The sequence below is a fragment of the Thermopolyspora sp. NPDC052614 genome, from assembly GCF_040678635.1.
Classification (GTDB): Bacteria; Actinomycetota; Actinomycetes; order Streptosporangiales; family Streptosporangiaceae; genus Thermopolyspora.
The window spans coordinates 180,277-196,918 of sequence record NZ_JBFATZ010000002.1 but is presented as its reverse complement, the minus strand read 5'-3'; the positions used below and the strand labels follow the sequence as shown (position 1 = coordinate 196,918).

16 protein-coding genes are annotated in these 16,642 nt (G+C 70.0%); 11 read left to right on the top strand and 5 right to left on the bottom strand.

Annotated elements, in window-relative coordinates; all coding sequences use genetic code 11:
* The first annotated feature begins 293 nt into the window (after nucleotides 1-293).
* Entirely contained in the window at nucleotides 294-1,109 is an 816-nt protein-coding gene (locus AB0K60_RS04400) for a crotonase/enoyl-CoA hydratase family protein (RefSeq protein WP_364048482.1), read from the top strand.
* Nucleotides 1,110-1,133: 24 nt separating this feature from the next.
* Here the strand turns inward: AB0K60_RS04400 and AB0K60_RS04395 are convergent, their stop codons facing one another.
* Nucleotides 1,134-3,140 carry a SpoIIE family protein phosphatase gene (locus AB0K60_RS04395; protein ID WP_364048480.1) on the bottom strand — a complete coding sequence of 669 codons (2,007 nt, stop codon included), beginning with the start codon at nucleotides 3,138-3,140 and terminating at the stop codon, nucleotides 1,134-1,136.
* Between the two features lie 189 nt (nucleotides 3,141-3,329).
* On the opposite strand from AB0K60_RS04395, the gene AB0K60_RS04390 reads away from it, so the two are divergent.
* Complete coding sequence (locus tag AB0K60_RS04390; RefSeq protein ID WP_364048478.1) at nucleotides 3,330-4,235, top strand: LLM class flavin-dependent oxidoreductase; 906 nt, start codon at nucleotides 3,330-3,332, stop codon at nucleotides 4,233-4,235.
* A gap of 5 nt (nucleotides 4,236-4,240) precedes the next feature.
* Here the strand turns inward: AB0K60_RS04390 and AB0K60_RS04385 are convergent, their stop codons facing one another.
* The 4 genes from AB0K60_RS04385 to AB0K60_RS04370 all read right to left on the bottom strand — a co-directional run bounded on the left by AB0K60_RS04385 (nucleotide 4,241) and on the right by AB0K60_RS04370 (nucleotide 7,603).
* Complete coding sequence (locus AB0K60_RS04385; protein ID WP_364048476.1) at nucleotides 4,241-4,996, bottom strand: SDR family oxidoreductase; 756 nt, start codon at nucleotides 4,994-4,996, stop codon at nucleotides 4,241-4,243.
* A gap of 71 nt (nucleotides 4,997-5,067) precedes the next feature.
* On the bottom strand, nucleotides 5,068-5,961 hold the full coding sequence (locus AB0K60_RS04380) for an ABC transporter permease (RefSeq protein WP_364048474.1): 894 nt from the start codon (nucleotides 5,959-5,961) through the stop codon (nucleotides 5,068-5,070).
* Nucleotides 5,962-5,969: 8 nt separating this feature from the next.
* Nucleotides 5,970-6,758 (bottom strand): ABC transporter ATP-binding protein, encoded by a 789-nt coding sequence (locus tag AB0K60_RS04375; protein ID WP_364048472.1) that lies wholly within the window; start codon nucleotides 6,756-6,758, stop codon nucleotides 5,970-5,972.
* A 65-nt stretch (nucleotides 6,759-6,823) separates the two neighbouring features.
* Nucleotides 6,824-7,603, bottom strand: coding sequence for a helix-turn-helix domain-containing protein (locus tag AB0K60_RS04370; protein ID WP_364048470.1), 780 nt, complete (start codon nucleotides 7,601-7,603; stop codon nucleotides 6,824-6,826).
* A gap of 186 nt (nucleotides 7,604-7,789) precedes the next feature.
* Between AB0K60_RS04370 and AB0K60_RS04365 the strand changes: the two genes are divergently transcribed.
* The 9 genes from AB0K60_RS04365 (at nucleotide 7,790) to AB0K60_RS04325 (ending at nucleotide 16,606) form a co-directional block, all read left to right on the top strand.
* Nucleotides 7,790-8,680, top strand: a complete 891-nt coding sequence (locus AB0K60_RS04365) for a DUF6282 family protein (protein WP_364048468.1) — start codon at nucleotides 7,790-7,792, stop codon at nucleotides 8,678-8,680.
* A 125-nt stretch (nucleotides 8,681-8,805) separates the two neighbouring features.
* Entirely contained in the window at nucleotides 8,806-9,672 is an 867-nt protein-coding gene (locus tag AB0K60_RS04360) for a hypothetical protein (protein WP_364048466.1), read from the top strand.
* 16 nt (nucleotides 9,673-9,688) lie between these two features.
* Nucleotides 9,689-10,780: an ABC transporter substrate-binding protein gene (locus AB0K60_RS04355; protein ID WP_364048464.1), complete on the top strand. Its 1,092-nt coding sequence runs from the start codon at nucleotides 9,689-9,691 to the stop codon at nucleotides 10,778-10,780.
* On the top strand, nucleotides 10,781-11,866 hold the full coding sequence (locus tag AB0K60_RS04350; protein WP_364048462.1) for an LLM class flavin-dependent oxidoreductase: 1,086 nt from the start codon (nucleotides 10,781-10,783) through the stop codon (nucleotides 11,864-11,866).
* A gap of 27 nt (nucleotides 11,867-11,893) precedes the next feature.
* A complete protein-coding gene (locus tag AB0K60_RS04345) occupies nucleotides 11,894-13,090 on the top strand; it encodes a thiolase family protein (RefSeq protein ID WP_364048460.1) in 1,197 nt (398 codons plus the stop codon).
* A complete protein-coding gene (locus AB0K60_RS04340) occupies nucleotides 13,087-13,749 on the top strand; it encodes a 3-oxoacid CoA-transferase subunit A (protein ID WP_364048458.1) in 663 nt (220 codons plus the stop codon). Before AB0K60_RS04345 ends, AB0K60_RS04340 begins: the two co-directional genes overlap by 4 nt.
* A gap of 67 nt (nucleotides 13,750-13,816) precedes the next feature.
* A complete protein-coding gene (locus tag AB0K60_RS04335) occupies nucleotides 13,817-14,497 on the top strand; it encodes a 3-oxoacid CoA-transferase subunit B (RefSeq protein WP_364048456.1) in 681 nt (226 codons plus the stop codon).
* Nucleotides 14,494-15,954, top strand: coding sequence for an aldehyde dehydrogenase family protein (locus AB0K60_RS04330; RefSeq protein ID WP_364048454.1), 1,461 nt, complete (start codon nucleotides 14,494-14,496; stop codon nucleotides 15,952-15,954). Before AB0K60_RS04335 ends, AB0K60_RS04330 begins: the two co-directional genes overlap by 4 nt.
* A gap of 13 nt (nucleotides 15,955-15,967) precedes the next feature.
* On the top strand, nucleotides 15,968-16,606 hold the full coding sequence (locus AB0K60_RS04325) for a nuclear transport factor 2 family protein (RefSeq protein WP_364048452.1): 639 nt from the start codon (nucleotides 15,968-15,970) through the stop codon (nucleotides 16,604-16,606).
* Nucleotides 16,607-16,642 lie beyond the last annotated feature (36 nt).

The window sequence follows — 16,642 nt, the reverse complement described above, 5'->3', positions numbered from 1 at the left end:
TGAAGCACGTTATCGGTAGTTCGGCAAGACCTGGCGAAACAGGGGTAAACAAACGAGAATCTGTTCTCGTATGCAGCGGCAGCGTAACCCGGACGGGCTTGCCTAACAAGCGCTTGATAGCGACGATGCGCAGGCATGGCCGGTACGCCGGACCCGCGTCCGGCACCCGCCCGCCGACTGGTACGCGTTCTATCCGGGGCTATCCGGGGCCGGGCCATCCGGGGCCGGGCTATCCGGGCACCGGGGGCCATCCGGCGACCGGGAGCCGCCGAAAGAGTGAGCGGAGAGATCTCGTGGAGCTTCTGCCGATCAGCACCCCGCACTGCAGGATCGAGCGGGACGGTCACGTCGTCGTGGTGACCATGGACCGCCCGGAGGCGAGGAACGCCCTGTCCATGGACATGCTGGTCGGGCTCGCCGACGCGTGGGCCTACATCTCCGCCGAGCCCGAGGTCCGGGTCGGCATCCTCACCGGCGCCTCCGGCACGTTCTGCGCCGGCGCCGACCTCAAGGCGATGGGCACGCCGTCGGACGATCCCCGGGTACGGCAGCGCGCGAGCGAGATCCCCGACTTCCACTGGAAGGGCCTGCTGCGCGGGGACGACGCCCTGCCCACCAAGCCGATCATCTCCGCCGTGGAGGGCTACGCCGTGGCCGGCGGCACCGAGCTGCTCGTCGGCACCGACCTGCGGGTGGTCGCCGAGTCGGCGACGCTCGGGCTGTTCGAGGCCCGCCGCGCGCTGTTCCCGATGGGCGGCAGCGCGATCCGGCTCCCCCGCCAGATCCCCTACGCCCACGCCATGGACCTGCTGCTCACCGGCCGGGCCGTCACCGCGCGTGAGGCCCTCGCGATGGGTCTGGTCAACAAGGTCGTCCCGGACGGCGAGGCGCTCGCCGCCGCCCGCGAGCTCGCCGATCGGATCGCCGAGTGCGGGCCGCTGGCCGTACAGGCGATCCTGCGGGCCTACCGGGAGACGATCGGCCTGCCCGAGGCCGAGGCGCTGAAGGTCTCCGACGCCATCGGCTGGCCGGTGATCGGCTCGGAGGACGCCAAGGAGGGGGCCCGCGCCTTCCGCGAGAAGCGCCCGCCCTCCTACAACGGCACGTAGCCGCCCGCCGACCCCGGCGGCGGCTCAGCGGTCCGGGTACAGGAGCTGCTCGGTCCAGATGCACTTGCCGTCGGCGGTGTAGCGGGTGCCCCAGCGGTGCGCGAGGGCGGCGACCAGTTGCAGTCCCCTGCCCCCCTCGTCGGTGACGGCGGGACGGCGGATGCGCGGAGTGGTGAGGCTGCCGTCCGACACCTCGCAGGTGAGCACCCGGCCGCGCAGCAACCGCAGCCGGATCGGCCCCCGAGCGTGCCGGACCACGTTGCCGACCAGCTCGCTGACGAGCAGCTCCGTGGTCATGGTCAGTTCCTCCAGGCCCCAGGCGGCCAACCGGGCGCGGACGCGGTGGCGGGCCAGGCCCGCTGCGGTGGGCTCCTCCGGCAGGTCCCAGGTGGCGACGTGGTCGCCGTCGAGCACGCCGGGGCGGACGACCAGCAGGGCGATGTCGTCGGTGGTCGGCTGCCGGGCCGGGAGCAGCGTGGACGTCAGGGTGTCGCAGAGGACCTCCAGATCGGGATATCTGGGGCCGTCCGGCGGGTGGCCGGGCTCGGGCGGGTGGGCCCGCGGGGCGACGGCGGCGGCGAGGGCGTCCGCCAGCTCGGCCATGCCCTGGTCGCTCTCCAGGGTGGCGGACTCGACCAGGCCGTCGGTGTAGAGGACGAGCAGGCTGCCCTCCGGCAGCGTCATCGTGACGGTGTCGAAGGGCGGGACGGCGGCGCCCAGCGGCGGATCGGGGGTGCCCTCGGCGAAGCGCACGGCGCCGTCCGGGGTCACCACGGCGGGCGGCGGATGCCCCGCGCGGGCGAACACGCACTCGCGGCCGACCGGGTCGTACACCATGTACAGGCAGGTCACGAAGAACTCGTCGCCGAAGTCGTTGACCAGGTCGTTGAGGTGGGCGAGCAGCTCGTCGGGCGACAGTTCGAGGTCGGCCAGGGTGCGCACCGCCGTACGGACCCGCCCCATCGTGACCGCCTCGGGCACGCCGTGGCCCATCACGTCGCCGATGACCAGCGCGACCCGCTCGGCCGACAGCGGGATCACGTCGTACCAGTCGCCGCCGACCTCCATCTCCTTGGCGGCGGGCAGGTAACGGGCGGCGGCCACGGCGGCGGGGAGCCGGGGCAGCCTGCGGGGCAGCAGCCCGCGTTGCAGCTGCCGGGCGCGGTCGTGCTCGGCGTCGAACAGGCGGGCCCGCTCCAGCGCCTGGGCGAGCAGGCCGCTGACCGCGATGAGCAGCCCGCGTTCCTCGGCGCTGAACCGGTGCGGCTTCTCGAAGGAGAGCATGCAACTGCCGATCGCCTGGCCCGAGGCGATCAGCGGGAGGAACGCCCACGCCTGCCGGTGCCCCCGCTCGGGGACGCCGGTCAGCATCGGGTAGAGCTCCTCGAACCGCTCCTTGTTCTCGATGAACGTCGCGACGCGGTCGCGTACGGCCTGGACGAGCGGCACCTCGTCCGACAGGGTCATGCGGGGCAGCGTCCCGAAGAACCGGTCCGAGTAGCCCACGACATGGGCGATGTGCAGGTGCTCGCCCTCCGGGAACGCCACGATCAGGCCGGTCGCCCCGAAGGCGGGCAGCACCCGATCCCTCGTCACCTCGATCACATCCCGCGCCGTGAGGGCGTCGGCCAGCGCGATCGTCAGCTCCTCGACCCTGGCCGAGCGCTGAGCGGTCGCCCACTCGGCCGCCGCGCGCGGCTCGGCGACGCCGGTGAGGTAGATCGTCAGGCCGTCGGGCAGCGGGGCGAGCCGGACGCGATGCCAGTCCTGGTCGTACGGGCACTTGACCACCCGCTCGGCGGGAACTCCCTCGGCCGCCACCCTGCGCAGGTCGTTCTCCAGCGCGGGATCGCAGGCGAACCACGGGATGTCCCACAGCGGCCGCCCCACCGGCTCGCGCGGCGCGCCGATGATGCGCTCGGCCGCCGCGTTGATGTAGGTGATCCGCCAATCGGCGTCGACCACGACGAAGCCGTCGCCCATCTCCCGCAGCGCGCGCCCGGCCGACTCCTCGACGACCCGAATGATCACCACCTCGTCCCCGCCGCCGGCACATCGGTCGATGTCAGTGTCGCGTCCGAAAGGGCCAGACAACGAAATAGGAGTGCATAGCCTCACTAAGGATTGCCGCGAAGGTCAGCGGTCCCCCGGCCGCGGGGTGATGTCACCATGGATCTTGCCGTCCGGGCCCGGCGGCGACGCCAACGATCGGGAGTGAGCATGGACCTGGGGGTCAAAGTCGACAACCTGCCCGCCGAGGCGATGATGGAGCTGGCGCCCCGGGTCGAGGCCGCGGGGCTGGACGAGTTCTGGCTGATCGAGGATCTCGGGCTGGCGGGCGGCTTCACCCAGGTGGCCGCGGCGCTCGAACGCACCCGCCGCGTCCGGGTCGGGCTCGGCATCGCCCCGGCCGCCGTACGCAACGTGGCCTACCTGGCGATGGAGGTCGCCACGTTGGCCCGCCTGCACCCCGGCCGGTTCCTCATGGGCGTGGGCCACGGCATGCCCGAGTGGCTGTCGCAGGTGGGCGCGCATCCGGCGAGCCTGATGGCGGCCCTGGAGGAGGTCACGGTCGCCCTGCGCCGCCTCCTCGACGGCGAACAGGTCGCCTTCCACGGCTCCCACGTGCACCTGGACCGGGTACGGCTCGCCCACCCGCCGGCCGTCCCGCCCCCGGTGAGCCTCGGCGTACGCGGCCCCAAGGGCCTCGACCTGGCCCGCCGCATCGCGAACGGCACCATCCTCGCGGAAGGCTCCGCCCTCGACTACATCGGCGACATCGCCTCCGCCGCCAAGGGCCTGGACCACCGCCTCACCGTCTTCACCTGGCTCTCCGTCGACTCCGACGGCGACACCGCCCGGGCCCGCCTCCGCGACACGATCGCCGAGGCCCTCGTCCACCCGGCCATGTCCGTCCAGCTCCGCTCCTGGTACAAGGCCGACCTCACCGACGCCGCCATCGACGCCCTCGCCGTCGCCGGCACCCCGCAGGACTGCGCCGCGGCCCTGCGCCGCCTCGCCGACGCGGGCGCCGACGCCGTCATCCTGCAGCCCGTCCGCGGCGCGGAAAGCGCCCAGATCGCCTCCCTGGCCGAGGACATCCGCCCGCTACTGGACGCTGGGTAGCGCGATCACGCGTCGGCGCGGGGCGCGTCGAGGTGGGTGAAGAGGTTGATGCCGCCGTCGACGTTGATCACCTCGCCGGTGACGAAGGGGGCCTTGGTGAGCGCCAGGACCATCGCCGCGACGTCGGACGGTTGCCCGAGCCGGCCCAGCGGCGTCATCGCCGCGGTGCGCGCCGCCCGCGCGGCGAGGCTGCCCGCGGTCAGCCGGGTCCGCAGCGGCCCCGGGGCGATCGCGTTCACCCGGATGTTCGGACCCACGGCCTTGGCCAGCAGCCTGGTCAGGTGGTCGACCGCGGCCTTGCTGACGGAGTAGGGGATCGAGCTGCCGAGGGGGCGCGAGCCGCCCACCGAGGTGATGTTGATGATCTGCCCGCCGGGTTTCATGACCTTCACGGCGGCGACGGAGACCTGCCACGTCCCGACGACGTTGACGCCGAGGATCCGATGCCAGTCGTCAGGGGTGATCGCGTCCAGGTCGGCGTGCGGAACGGGCCGCGACACCCCGGCGTTGTTCACCAGCAGGTCGAGCCGGCCGTGCCGCGCCACGGCCGTCTCCACCAGGCGTACGGCGTCGGAGGGATCGGCGATGTCGGCCTGGACGTAGCTCGCCCCCGGGAGCTCGGCCGCGAGCCGCTCACCGGCGTCGACCGAGGTGGCCGAGTTCACCACGACGGTGAAGCCGTCGGCCGCGAGCCCGCGGGCGATCCCTTCGCCGATCCCGGAGCTCGAGCCCGTCACGATGGCGACCCGTGGCGCGCTCACCGGGCGCCCGCCTCGGCGACGGGCGCCTTCGGCGCGTTCACGATCGCCCTTCCGCGTACCCATGTCATGGCTCAGACCTCGCCGGCGGCGTCGGTGGGGGTGGTGGTCCAGAAGACCAGCCACTTGCCGAGCTGCACGACGACCGCGTGCAGTGCGATGCCGAGGACCGACAGCACGACGATCACCGCGAAGGTCCTGGCCACGTCCAGGGTGAAGTTGGTCGCCTGGATCAGGTAGCCCAGACCTTCGGAGCTGCCCACGAACTCCGCGACTACGGCGCCGGTCACGGACAGGATGACGGCGACCTCCAGTCCCGCGAAGATGTGCGGAAGCGCCGACGGGATCTGCAGGTACCGCATGACCTGCATGCGGGACGCGCCGAAGGACCGGAGCATCTCGACCTGCTCGTAGGCGGCGGACCGGAATCCCAGGATGGCGTTGATGAGCAGGGGGAAGAACGCGATCAGGGCCACGGTCAGCACCTTCGAGCTGATCCCGATGCCGAACCAGACGATCAGCAGCGGCGCCATGGCGACCTTCGGGATGGTCTGGGTCAGGATGAGCAGCGGGAAGAGCACGCGCTCCACCGTCCGGAACTGGGTGATGAGCACCGCGGAGGTCAGTGCCGCGCCGACCGCGATGCCGAACCCGATCATTACCTCCTTCAGGGTGACGATCGAGTTGGTTATCAGGCTGCCGTCCCGGAAGCCTTCGACCAGGGAGGCGGCGACGGCCGTGGGCGCGGGGACGAGGACGGTGGAGATGTCGAACAGCTCCACGACGACCTGCCAGACCACCAACAGCCCGATGAACACCAGCACGCTGTAGGTGATCTCCGGTACTCGGCGGCGTCGGCGTCGGACCGGGGCGTCCGAGCTCGTGGGCGCCCCCACCGGCGCGGTCTCGCCGTCCGTGACGGCGAGTGCCTCTCGGTCGGCCGCGTGGCGCTTGGTGTTGGTGGACATCAGGTCTCCTAGTGGGCGCTGTGCTCGGAGTCGAGCAGCTTGCGGATCTTCAGGACGATCTCCCCGAACTCGGGCGTGTTGATGTTCTCCAGCCGCCGCGGCCGAGGGAGCCCGACCTCGACCACGTCCGCCAACCGGCCGGGTCGCGGCGTCATCACCACGACGCGGTCGGCGAGGAGCACCGCCTCGGGGATGCTGTGCGTCACGAACAGCACGGTCTTGCGGTCCTGGTCCCAGATCCTCAGCAGGTCCAGTCCCATCTGGTCGCGGGTCATCGCGTCGAGGGCGCCGAACGGCTCGTCCATGAGCAGGATGCGCGGGTCGTGCATGAGGGCGCGGCCGATCCCGACCCGCTGCTGCATCCCGCCGGACAGCTCGTTGGGGTACCGGTCGCCGAACTCCTCCAGGCCGAGCATCACCAGCAGCTCCTCGGCCTTGGCGTGGGTCGCGGCGTCCCGGCGCTGGTGCAGGTCCGGCGAGGTCAGCAGGTTCTTCCGTACGGTGCGCCAGGGCAGCAGCAGCGGCTGCTGGAAGACCATCCCGAGCCGGTTGCGGTGGGTGTCCTCCGACTGCCCGAAGGTGACCTGTCCGGAGGTCTGGCGGGACAGGCCCATGATGATCCGCAGCAGCGTGCTCTTGCCGCAGCCGCTGGGGCCGACGATGGAGATGAACTCACCTGCGTGGACGCTGAGGGAGACGTCGTCGAGAGCCCGGACGGTCCCGCCGGACTTCGTCGGGTAGAGCATGGACACCGAGTCCAAGCGGATCACGCAGTCGGTGTCGGTACTGGTCGGCATGTCTGTCATTCCTCACCTGGTTCGAGCGCAGGCTGCCCGCGCCTCGGTTGTCGTGCCGGCGGCGATCAGGCGGTCCCCGCGGGCCAGGTGCCGCCCATCTCCTTGGTCAGTCGCTTGCATACGGTTTTCACCGCCGTGGCCTCTCGGGAGTCCAGCGCCTCCGGCAGCATCCGCTCGGTGCCGACGGCCGCGATCGTGGCGCAGATCCCGGTCGCCGCGAACACCGGCGCCGCGACGATGCAGATGCCGCGGTGGTTGACGTGGCTGGTGATGCCGGCCTGTCGGATCGCCTCGATACGACCGCGCGTCTCGGTGCGCTGGGGTTCGGGGAGGCTGCCGGTGAGTCGGTCGGCGTGGAACTGGTCGGGGAGGAAGGCCAGGAAGACCTTGGCCTGCGAGGAGTCCAGGGCGAGCTGCGAGCCCACGCGTACCGTCACCAGGGTGGGATGCTCGGCCTCCTCCACCAGCGAGACCACCGGGCCGGAGGTGCCCCACAACGACAGCACGACGCTGACCTTGATGTCGAGCACGAGCTCGCGCATGTAGGCCGGCGCCATCTGCATGATGCGCTGCTGTCCCAGCGCGAAGCTGCCGAGCTGCAGGATCGACCGTCCGGGACGGACGAGTGCGGAGTCCTCCACGCGTTCGAGCAGGCCGGAGCTGATCATCGAGCTGAAGTAGCGGTGCACCGTGGTGCGGTTCAGGCCGAGCCGGCGGGTGGTCTCCGCGACGGAGAGCTCCGGAGTCTCCGGACCGAACAGTCCCAGGATCTGCGCGGTCCTGCTCACCGCTTGGATGTCCTGCTCGCGGCCGGTCTCCGGCTTGTCCACCTGGTCCTCCGTCATAGGCCCTCACTGTCCACTCAGAGTGCGATTAGTTCGTAGTACGGACAGAGGGTAAGCGTGACCTACGTCTCACTGCAAGATTCTCCTGGGGATTTCGATGCAGCGTTCGCCGAAAGCGCCCTATTGACAGACCGGATAGCGAACTCTCAGTCTGTGATGCGAACACCCCCGACGCCTGGAGACTTCGTGACTGACACACCCGCCATCATCAAGCTGCTGGACGGCTGCGTTGACCTGCACTGCCATTCCGGGCCGAACCCGTTCCCTCGACGCATCGACCACGCCGAGGCCGGCAAGGACGGCGAGCGGCTCAACATGCGGGGCGTGCTGGTGAAGTCCCACCACCACAACACCGTCATGGACCTGCTCGCGATGAGCGACCGGCTGGCGAAGATCAAAACCCCGGTCTTCGGCGGCATCACCCTGAACAGCATGGTCGGCGGCATCAACCCGCAGGCGGTGGCCATGTCACTGCGCATGGGGGGCAGGGCCGTGTGGTTCCCGACGTTCTCGGCCGGCCGGCACATCGACTGCCATCCGGAGGGCGTCGGCTTCCCCACGGCGAGCGTTGAGGTGCCGTCGTCCCGGGTGGATGTTCACGGGGAGGACGGTGAGCTCATCCCCGAGGTCTACGAGGTGCTCGACCTGGTGAAGGAGACCGGCGCGATGGTGACCGGCGGTCACATGGAGATCGAGTCGATCACCCGGCTCTTCGCCGCGGGTAAGGAGAGGGGGGTCACCCGGATGTTGCTCAACCATCCCGACTACGTCATCGGCGCGGACGTGGCCAAGTGCCGTGAGCTCGTCGGCTACGGAGCGTTCATCGAGCACGAGACCGGCTTCTACGACCCCGAGGGGACCAAGAAGTGGGACCCGAGGCTCCTCCTGGACTGGATCGAGAAGATCGGCCCGGAGCACACCGTGATCTCCTCCGACCTCGGTCAGAAGGATCGGCCGCTGCCGGTGGACTCCTACATCCGCGTCGCGACCGCGCTGCTGGACCTCGGCCTGGACGAGAGGTCGCTGCGGCAGGTCTTCTGCGACAACCCGGCCTTCCTGCTCGGCCTGGACGACTGAACCGGTATGTGAACCGGCATTGTGCCGCCGATTCGAAAGACATCTGAAAAAAGCGATCGACTCTCTCGGCCAACCAGCGAGCCTGCCGCACAGGCAGACCCCCCTACGACTGATTGGGACAGACGATGACCACCCTGGCCACTCCGCCCGATGTGGAGTTCTCCGACCTCGGTAAGGGCGATCCCGACGAGACGCCCCCTGGCGGATCGTCGACGTGGTACTTCCGCGGACACAACTTCGTGCTCGCCTACACGACGCTGGTCGCCGGCGACGTGCTGGAACGGAATGATCAGCCGGACGAGTACGTCGTGATCCTCCCCTACGACGAGTGCGACGTCGAGGTCCGTGCGTCGGGGGAGGTCGAGCAGGTCTCGGGCAAGGCGGTGGTGATGGTCCCGCCGGGCGGCAGCGCGATCGCCGGCGTCGCCGACTGCACCGTCGTGCGGTTGTTCAGCTCTCGGTCCACCGACCTGCTGGACAAGGCGCGCAACCGGGAGTCGTACGCGGAGCCGCACCCGAACGTCAAGCCGTTCGAGCCGTGGCCGCAACCGCCGGAGGGTTATCGCATCCGGCCCTACCGACTGGCCGACCTGCAGGTGACGCAGGACGCCATCCGGCCGGGCCAGATCGTGCGGTGCACCACCTTCATGGTCAACTTCCTGGCGCCCAGGATCGGTCCGCGTGACCCCAACACCCTCTCGCCGCACGACCACGACGACTTCGAGCAGTGCTCGCTCGCCGTGGAGGGGGAGTACATCCACCACCTGCGGACCCCGTGGTCCCGGCGTCGCAGCGAGTGGCGCGAGGACCGGCACCTGCGGTGCGGCAGTCCTTCGGTGGCCGTGATCCCTCCGCCCATGATCCACACCAGCGAGGCCGTGGGCGCGGGGACCAACCAGCTGATCGACATCTTCTGTCCGCCGCGTCTGGACTTCTCCCTGACGCCGGGCCGGGTGCTCAACGAAGACACCTACCCACTCCCCAACCAGTAAGAGGGAAGGTTTCACCATGAAGACCAGACGAGCGGTGAAGGTCATCGGCAGTGCGTTCGCCATCCTGTGCGTGACCGCGACGCTGAGTGCGTGCGGTTCCGAGAGCGAATCCGCCGGCCCGGCCAAGTCCGGCGGGCTGACGCCGGTGACGTTCGCGATGGCGTCCCCGAGCTGGAACGCCGGCTACGCGGTCATGGCCGTCGTGGAAGCCGAGGGCTTCTACAAGGAGGAGGGCCTGAAGGTCACGACCAACCTCTTCCCGTCGGCCACCCAGGCGGCCCAGCAGGTCGCCGCCGGCGGGGCCGACCTCGGCCTCATGACGGTCGAGCCCGTGGCCATCGGGCACGGCAAGAACCTGGACCTGACCTACTTCAGCTCGTACTGGGCGAAGTGGATCTACAGCCTGCAGGTGCCGGACGGCTCGGACGTCAAGAGCATCGCCGACCTGAAGGGCAAGAAGATCGGCGTCTCCGCGGTCGCGAGCTCCGGCGCGACGTTCGCCCGGACCGCGTTGAAGCTCAACGGGATGAGCGAGAACGCCGCCAGCCTGGTGCCGATCGGCGCCGGCGCCCAGCAGATCAACGCCATCAAGACCGGCCAGGTCGATGCGCTGGCGCTCTGGGACATCCAGTACCAGCTCGTCAAGAACGCCGGCGTCACCCTGACGCCGCTTCCGGTCGAGGCGACGGCGGACGCGTGGGGCGGCGGCTTCGCGACGACCCGGAAGAACCTTGAGGCCAAGAAGGACATCCTCCAGCGGTTCGGTCGTGCGGTGGCGAAGGCGTTCGTCTTCGCCAAGGCCAACCCCGAGGCCGCGATCCGCGACCTGTGGAAGCTCTACCCGGAGACCCGCGGGTCCGACCCGGAGGAGAAGGCGCTGGCCGACGGGGTCAAGGTCCTCCAGGTCCGCCTGGACGGGCAGGGCTTCGACGACAAGACCCTGGGCCGGATCGACGACGCCGCGGCCACCCGTGCGCTCGACTTCATGGCCTCGGCCGGACTGATCACGAAGTTCCCGGCGAAGGAGATCTACACCGACGCGATGTTCAAGGCGTTCAACGACTTCTCCTACGACGATGTCATCAAGCAAGCACAGAAGGCCGGCTGAATGCGGCTGGGGGTCGCGCTCGATTTGAGCTCCCGGGAGCCGGTCCGCCCGCAGGTGGATCGCGCGGTCACGTTGCTCGCCCACGCGGAGCGGTACGGTTTCGACTCCGCGTGGGTGGGTGAGAGCTATCACGCGGCCGCGCAGCCGTTCCACCTCCCGTCCGCCCTGATGGTCCTGGCACATCTGGCCGGACGGACGTCCCTGGCGCTGGGCTCGGCGGTGCTGCTCCTGCGCGCGTACAGCCCGGAGAAGCTGGCCTACGAGGCCGCGCTGCTCGACCAGCTGTGCGGCGGGAGGCTCACCCTCGGGCTCGGGCTCGGCGGCTCGGAGGTCGCGGGGCGGGCCGGGCTGCCCGCGTCGGGTCCGGCCGGCGCGGCCTTCGACGCCACGCTGAAGCTGCTGCGCGACGCCTGGTCCGCCGACGCGGGCACCGACGCGCCGGTGGCGATCCCACCCCCGGTACGGCGCGGCGGGCCGCGGATCCTGGTGGGCGGCAAGGTGGCCGCCTCGGCCCGTCGCGCCGCGACGCTCGCCGACGGGTTCTACGGCGCGACGAACTACTGCGACGACCTGTTGATCAAGCAGTCGGCCGCCTACTGGGCGTATCGCGACGGACGGCCGGGCGCGACGGAGGGAGTGGTCGCCACCACCAGGTTCTGCGTCGTCCACGAGAACGCCGCCACCGCCCGCGAGCTCGCCGCGCGCCACCTGAAGGCCGCGACCGACTACTACACCGAACGGGGCTTGTGGATGGGTGCGGACGGCCCCGCCCAGCCCGAGTTCCCCATGGTGGGCACGCCCGACGAGATCGACGCGACGATCACTCGATACGTCTTGGCGGGGGTCACGTCCGTCCAACTGCGGGTCGCCCCGTTCGGCATGCCGCCGGAGGTCGCCCGCCACACGCTCGACCTCGTCGGGCGGCACGTCCTGCCGCACTGGCACGACACGACGGCTTCGGACGCGATCACCTACACGACCGACCTCTTCGACGCCACCAACGACTCCTCCCACGACGACATCCGCGGGGACATCCGCAGGGACATCGGCAAGGACATCCGCAAGCAAGCGAAGGACGCCTCCTGAGATGGGGCAGGAAGTGGAGACGCTCCGATGAGCAGCTCATACGTGTACGCGTCGGTCCGGACCCCGTTCGGCCGGTTCAACGGAGCCTTGGCCGACACGAGGACCGACGATCTGGCCGCGATCGCGTTGAAGGGACTTCTCGACCGCACGCCGGGCCTGGATCCCGGCCTGGTCGACGACGTGTTCTGGGGCAACGCCAACGGCGCCGGCGAGGACAATCGCAACGTCGGCCGGATGGCCGTACTGCTGGCGGGCATGCCCGTTACGGTGACCGCCACCACGGTGAACCGGCTCTGCGGCTCGTCGCTGGACGCCGCCATGATGGCCTCACGCATGATCGAGGTCGGCGACGCGGAGATCACGATCGCCGGAGGCGTGGAGTCGATGACGCGGGCGCCGTGGGTCCTGCCGAAGCCGTCGCGCCGGTTCCCGGCGGGCGACGTCACCGCCGTCTCCACGACGCTGGGCTGGCGCCTGGTGAACAAGCGGATGCCCGCCGAGTGGACGGTCTCGCTGGGCGAGTGCAACGAGCAGTTGCAGGAGAAGTTCTCGATCTCGCGCGAGCGGCAGGACGAGTTCGGCGCCCGCTCGCACCGCCTCGCGGCGGAGGCGTGGGCCAAGGGCTTCTACGACGACCTCGTGGTGCCCGTCCCCGGCACCGACCTGGTCCAGGACGAGAGCATCCGTCCCGACACCTCGCTGGAGAAGCTGGCGGCGCTGAAGCCGGCGTTCCGGCCCAACGGGACGATCACCGCAGGCAACTGCTCACCGTTGAACGACGGCGCGAGCGCGGTCCTGCTGGGCTCGGCGAGCGCGGCCGCGACCATCGGTCGTGACCCGATCGCGCGGATCGCCGGTCGCGGCTGGATGGCGCTGGAGCCGCAGCAGTTCGGCTACGCCCCGGTCGAGGCCGCCAACGGCGCGCTCAAGCGGGCGGGCATCACCTGGGACGACATCGGCGCCGTCGAGCTGAACGAGGCGTTCGCCGTCCAGTCGATCGCCTGCATCGACGCCTGGCTCAGGCTCGGGCTGCGGGACGCCGAACTCGTCAACGCCAAGGGCGGGGCGATCGCCATCGGGCACCCGCTGGGCGCCTCGGGCGGGCGCATTCTCGGGACCCTCGCGGCGCGGCTCGTGGAGTCCGGCGAACGCTGGGGCGTGGCGGCCATCTGCATCGGTGTGGGCCAAGGGCTGGCGGTCGTGCTGGAGAACGTCGCGTCATGACGCTGCTGTGCACCTGTGTCGACGAGGCGGTCAGCGGCATCGCCGACGGCTCGACGGTGCTGGTCGGCGGCTTCGGCACGGCCGGCGTGCCGTTCGAGCTGATCGACGCGTTGATCCGGCAGGGCGCGCGGGACCTCACCGTCGTGTCGAACAACGCGGGCAACGGGGACACCGGGATCGCGGCGCTGCTCGCGGCCGGGCGGGTGCGGAAGATCGTGTGCTCGTTCCCCCGGCAGACGGACTCCTGGGTCTTCGACGAGCTGTACCGCAGCGGGAAGATCGAGCTCGAGCTCGTGCCGCAGGGGAACCTGGCCGAGCGCATGCGCGCCGCCGGAGCCGGGATCGGCGCCTTCTACACCCGCACCGGGGTCGGGACCCTCCTCGCGGAGGGAAAGGAGACCCGCGAGATCAACGGCCGGACGTACGTCCTCGAGCTGCCCATCGCCGCCGACGTGGCGCTCATCAGCGCCCACACCGCCGACACCCTCGGCAACCTCGTCTACCGCAAGACGGCACGCAACTTCAATCCCGTCATGGCGACGGCCGCGACGACCACCATCGCGCAGGTGCGGCACGTCGTCGAGCCGGGAGCGCTGGATCCCGAGGCCGTGGTCACCCCGGGCATCTACGTCGACCGGATCGTGCAGGTGTCGTTATGAGCCAGGTTTTTGCCATGAGCCAGGTTTTTGCCATGAGCCAGGTGACTGTCATGAGCCAGGTGTTGTCATGAGCATGGTGTCCGAGAGCATCGTCGAGCACACCGACCGCGGCCCGCTCGGACGGGACGAGATGGCCCGGGTGCTCGCGCGCGACATTCCCCCCGGGGCGTACGTCAACCTCGGCATAGGTCAGCCCACGACCGTCGGCGACCACCTCCCCCCGGAGTCGGAGGTCATCCTGCACACCGAGAACGGCATGCTCGGCATGGGTCCGGCGGCGACGGGCGACGCGATCGACCCCGACCTGATCAACGCCGGCAAGTTCCCGGTGACCGAGCTGCCCGGTGCCGCGTACTTCCACCACGCCGACTCGTTCGCCATGATGCGCGGCGGCCACCTCGATCTGTGCGTTCTCGGCGCCTACCAGGTCTCGGCGTCGGGGGATCTCGCCAACTGGCATACCGGCGAGCCCGACGCGATCCCGGCGGTCGGCGGGGCGATGGACCTCGCCGTGGGCGCCAAGCAGGTCTTCGTGCTGATGTCGCTGTTCACCAGGACCGGCGAGCCGAAACTCGTCAAGGAATGCACCTATCCGCTCACCGCGCTGCGGTGCGTGGACCGGGTCTATACCGACGTCGCCACGTTCGAGATCACCGGAGGGGAGGTCCTCGTCCGGGAGACGTGGGGGATCTCGTTCCGCGAGCTCCGCTCGCGCCTCGACGTCCCGCTCACCGTGGCGACACCATGACCACGCTCATCAGGAGGCTGGAGAGCGACATGTTTACCAGGCACCAGTTCTATATCGGGGGCACGTGGGTCGATCCGGCCACGCCGCGGACGATGGGCGTCCTCGACCCCGCGACCGAGGAGACGTTCGCGGAGATCAGCCTCGGTACGGCCGAGGACGTCGACCGCGCGGTGGCGGCGGCGCGCGCGGCCTTCGCCACGTACTCGCAGGTCAGCGTGGAGCAACGGCTGGAGTACCTCAAGCGGATCAGCTCCGGCTTCCGGGCTCGGCTGCCCGAGATCGCCCGGACGATGACGCGCGAGATGGGGGCGCCGATCACGTTCTCGACGCAACGCCAGGCCACGGTGGCGCTGTTCCACTTCGAGGAGGCGGCCCGCGTGCTCGCGGACTACCGCTTCGAGGAGACGATGGGCGCCGGGATCGTACGGCGCGAGCCGATCGGCGTCTGCGGTCTCATCACACCGTGGAACTGGCCGCTGAACCAGGTCGCGTCGAAGGTGGCCCCGGCCCTCGCCACCGGATGCACCGTGGTGCTCAAGCCAAGCGAGATCGCGCCGCTCAGCGCCATGGTGCTCGCCGAGGTCATCGACGACGCCGGCCTGCCGCCCGGCGTGTTCAACCTCGTCAACGGCGACGGTCCCACGGTCGGTGAGGCCATCGCGGCGCACCCCGACATCGACATGGTCTCGCTGACCGGCTCGACCGGCGCCGGCATCAGGGTCTCCAAGCTCGCGGCCGACACGGTGAAGCGCGTCGCCCTCGAACTCGGCGGCAAGTCGGCCAACATCATCCTGCCCGACGCGGACCTGGAGTCCGCGGTCGTCGCCGGGGTGCACGCGTGCTACACCAACGGCGGCCAGAACTGCCAGTCGCCCACGCGGATGCTCGTGCACCGCTCGCAGCGCGACCACGCGTACGCCGCCGCGCGACGTGCGGTCGAACAGGTCCGTCTCGGGGATCCGTTCGATCCGGCGACCACGATGGGGCCCGTGGTGAGCCAGGCTCAGCTGGATAAGATCACCACGCTCGTGCAGTCGGGAATCGACGAGGGCGCGACGCTCGTGGTCGGCGGCCCGGGGCGCCCCGACGGGCTCGACAAGGGCTTCTACGTCCGCCCGACCGTATTCGGCGACGTCACGCCGCAGATGCGGATCGCACGCGAGGAGATCTTCGGCCCGGTGCTCTCGATCATGCACTACGAGACCGAGGACGAGGCCGTCGAGATCGCCAACGACACGCCGTACGGACTGGCGGGCTTCGTGCAGTCGAAGGACCCCGACCACGCCCGCAGAATCGCCAACCGCATCCGCGCGGGCCGCGTCTACCTCAACGGCGCTCCGTTCGACCGCAGCCTGCCGTTCGGCGGCTACAAGCAGTCCGGCAACGGCCGGGAATTCGGACGGTTCGGCTTCGAGGAGTACCTCGAAGTCAAGGCCGTGCTCGGCTATCCGCAGTGAACAAAAGGACGCCATGGTGAACCTTGACCACAGCGAGGACAACAGCGAGCGACTGGCGGCCCTCCTGGACCGCGAGGAGCTCTTCGACCTGGTGAGGCGGGAACGCTTCGCCCGCGACCAGCGACTGTTCGACGTGATGCGCGACTGCTTCCACGACGACGCCTACGTCCGGACCACGTGGTACGAGGGACGCGGCGGCGAGGCCTACGTCGAGGCGACGAAGAAGTGGATGGAGCGAACCGGGAACAGCAAGCACTGGGTCTTCCCCGCCTACGCGCGCGTCGAGGGCGACCGGGCGACCGTCGAGAGCCCGGCGAAGATCTTCAACCGGACCACGGTGAAGGGAGTGGAGGTCGACTTCCACGCCTACTGCCGGTTCTTCTCCCGTGCCGTCCGGGACGAAGGACGGTGGAAACTGCTGAGCTTCGAGCTCCTGATGGAGCGCGACGAGCTACGCCCCGTCCACGCGGGCGAGGCGCTCCCGGTGGACGCGGCCCAAATCGCCGGGTTTCGCCCGTCCTACCGATTCCTCACCTGGATCCAGTCGACGCGCGGCGTCACGGTGAGCCAGGACCTGCTCGGCGACGACCGGCCGGCCGAACTCGACGCGTTCCACAAAGGCGAGACCGCCTGGCTCACCGGCACGGGATAGCGGTCGCGCCGCGGATCATGTAAATAATCTCCGTGG

What these genes read in the sequence shown, in the direction of transcription:
- AB0K60_RS04390 (WP_364048478.1), top strand. Translation starts at nt 3,330, where the DNA reads ATGGACCTGGGGGTCAAAGTCGACAACCTGCCCGCCGAGGCGATGATG.
- AB0K60_RS04380 (WP_364048474.1), bottom strand. Translation starts at nt 5,961, where the DNA reads ATGTCCACCAACACCAAGCGCCACGCGGCCGACCGAGAGGCACTCGCC.
- AB0K60_RS04375 (WP_364048472.1), bottom strand. Translation starts at nt 6,758, where the DNA reads ATGCCGACCAGTACCGACACCGACTGCGTGATCCGCTTGGACTCGGTG.
- AB0K60_RS04370 (WP_364048470.1), bottom strand. Translation starts at nt 7,603, where the DNA reads ATGACGGAGGACCAGGTGGACAAGCCGGAGACCGGCCGCGAGCAGGAC.
- AB0K60_RS04360 (WP_364048466.1), top strand. Translation starts at nt 8,806, where the DNA reads ATGACCACCCTGGCCACTCCGCCCGATGTGGAGTTCTCCGACCTCGGT.
- AB0K60_RS04355 (WP_364048464.1), top strand. Translation starts at nt 9,689, where the DNA reads ATGAAGACCAGACGAGCGGTGAAGGTCATCGGCAGTGCGTTCGCCATC.
- AB0K60_RS04350 (WP_364048462.1), top strand. Translation starts at nt 10,781, where the DNA reads ATGCGGCTGGGGGTCGCGCTCGATTTGAGCTCCCGGGAGCCGGTCCGC.
- AB0K60_RS04345 (WP_364048460.1), top strand. Translation starts at nt 11,894, where the DNA reads ATGAGCAGCTCATACGTGTACGCGTCGGTCCGGACCCCGTTCGGCCGG.
- AB0K60_RS04340 (WP_364048458.1), top strand. Translation starts at nt 13,087, where the DNA reads ATGACGCTGCTGTGCACCTGTGTCGACGAGGCGGTCAGCGGCATCGCC.
- AB0K60_RS04335 (WP_364048456.1), top strand. Translation starts at nt 13,817, where the DNA reads ATGAGCATGGTGTCCGAGAGCATCGTCGAGCACACCGACCGCGGCCCG.
- AB0K60_RS04330 (WP_364048454.1), top strand. Translation starts at nt 14,494, where the DNA reads ATGACCACGCTCATCAGGAGGCTGGAGAGCGACATGTTTACCAGGCAC.
- AB0K60_RS04325 (WP_364048452.1), top strand. Translation starts at nt 15,968, where the DNA reads ATGGTGAACCTTGACCACAGCGAGGACAACAGCGAGCGACTGGCGGCC.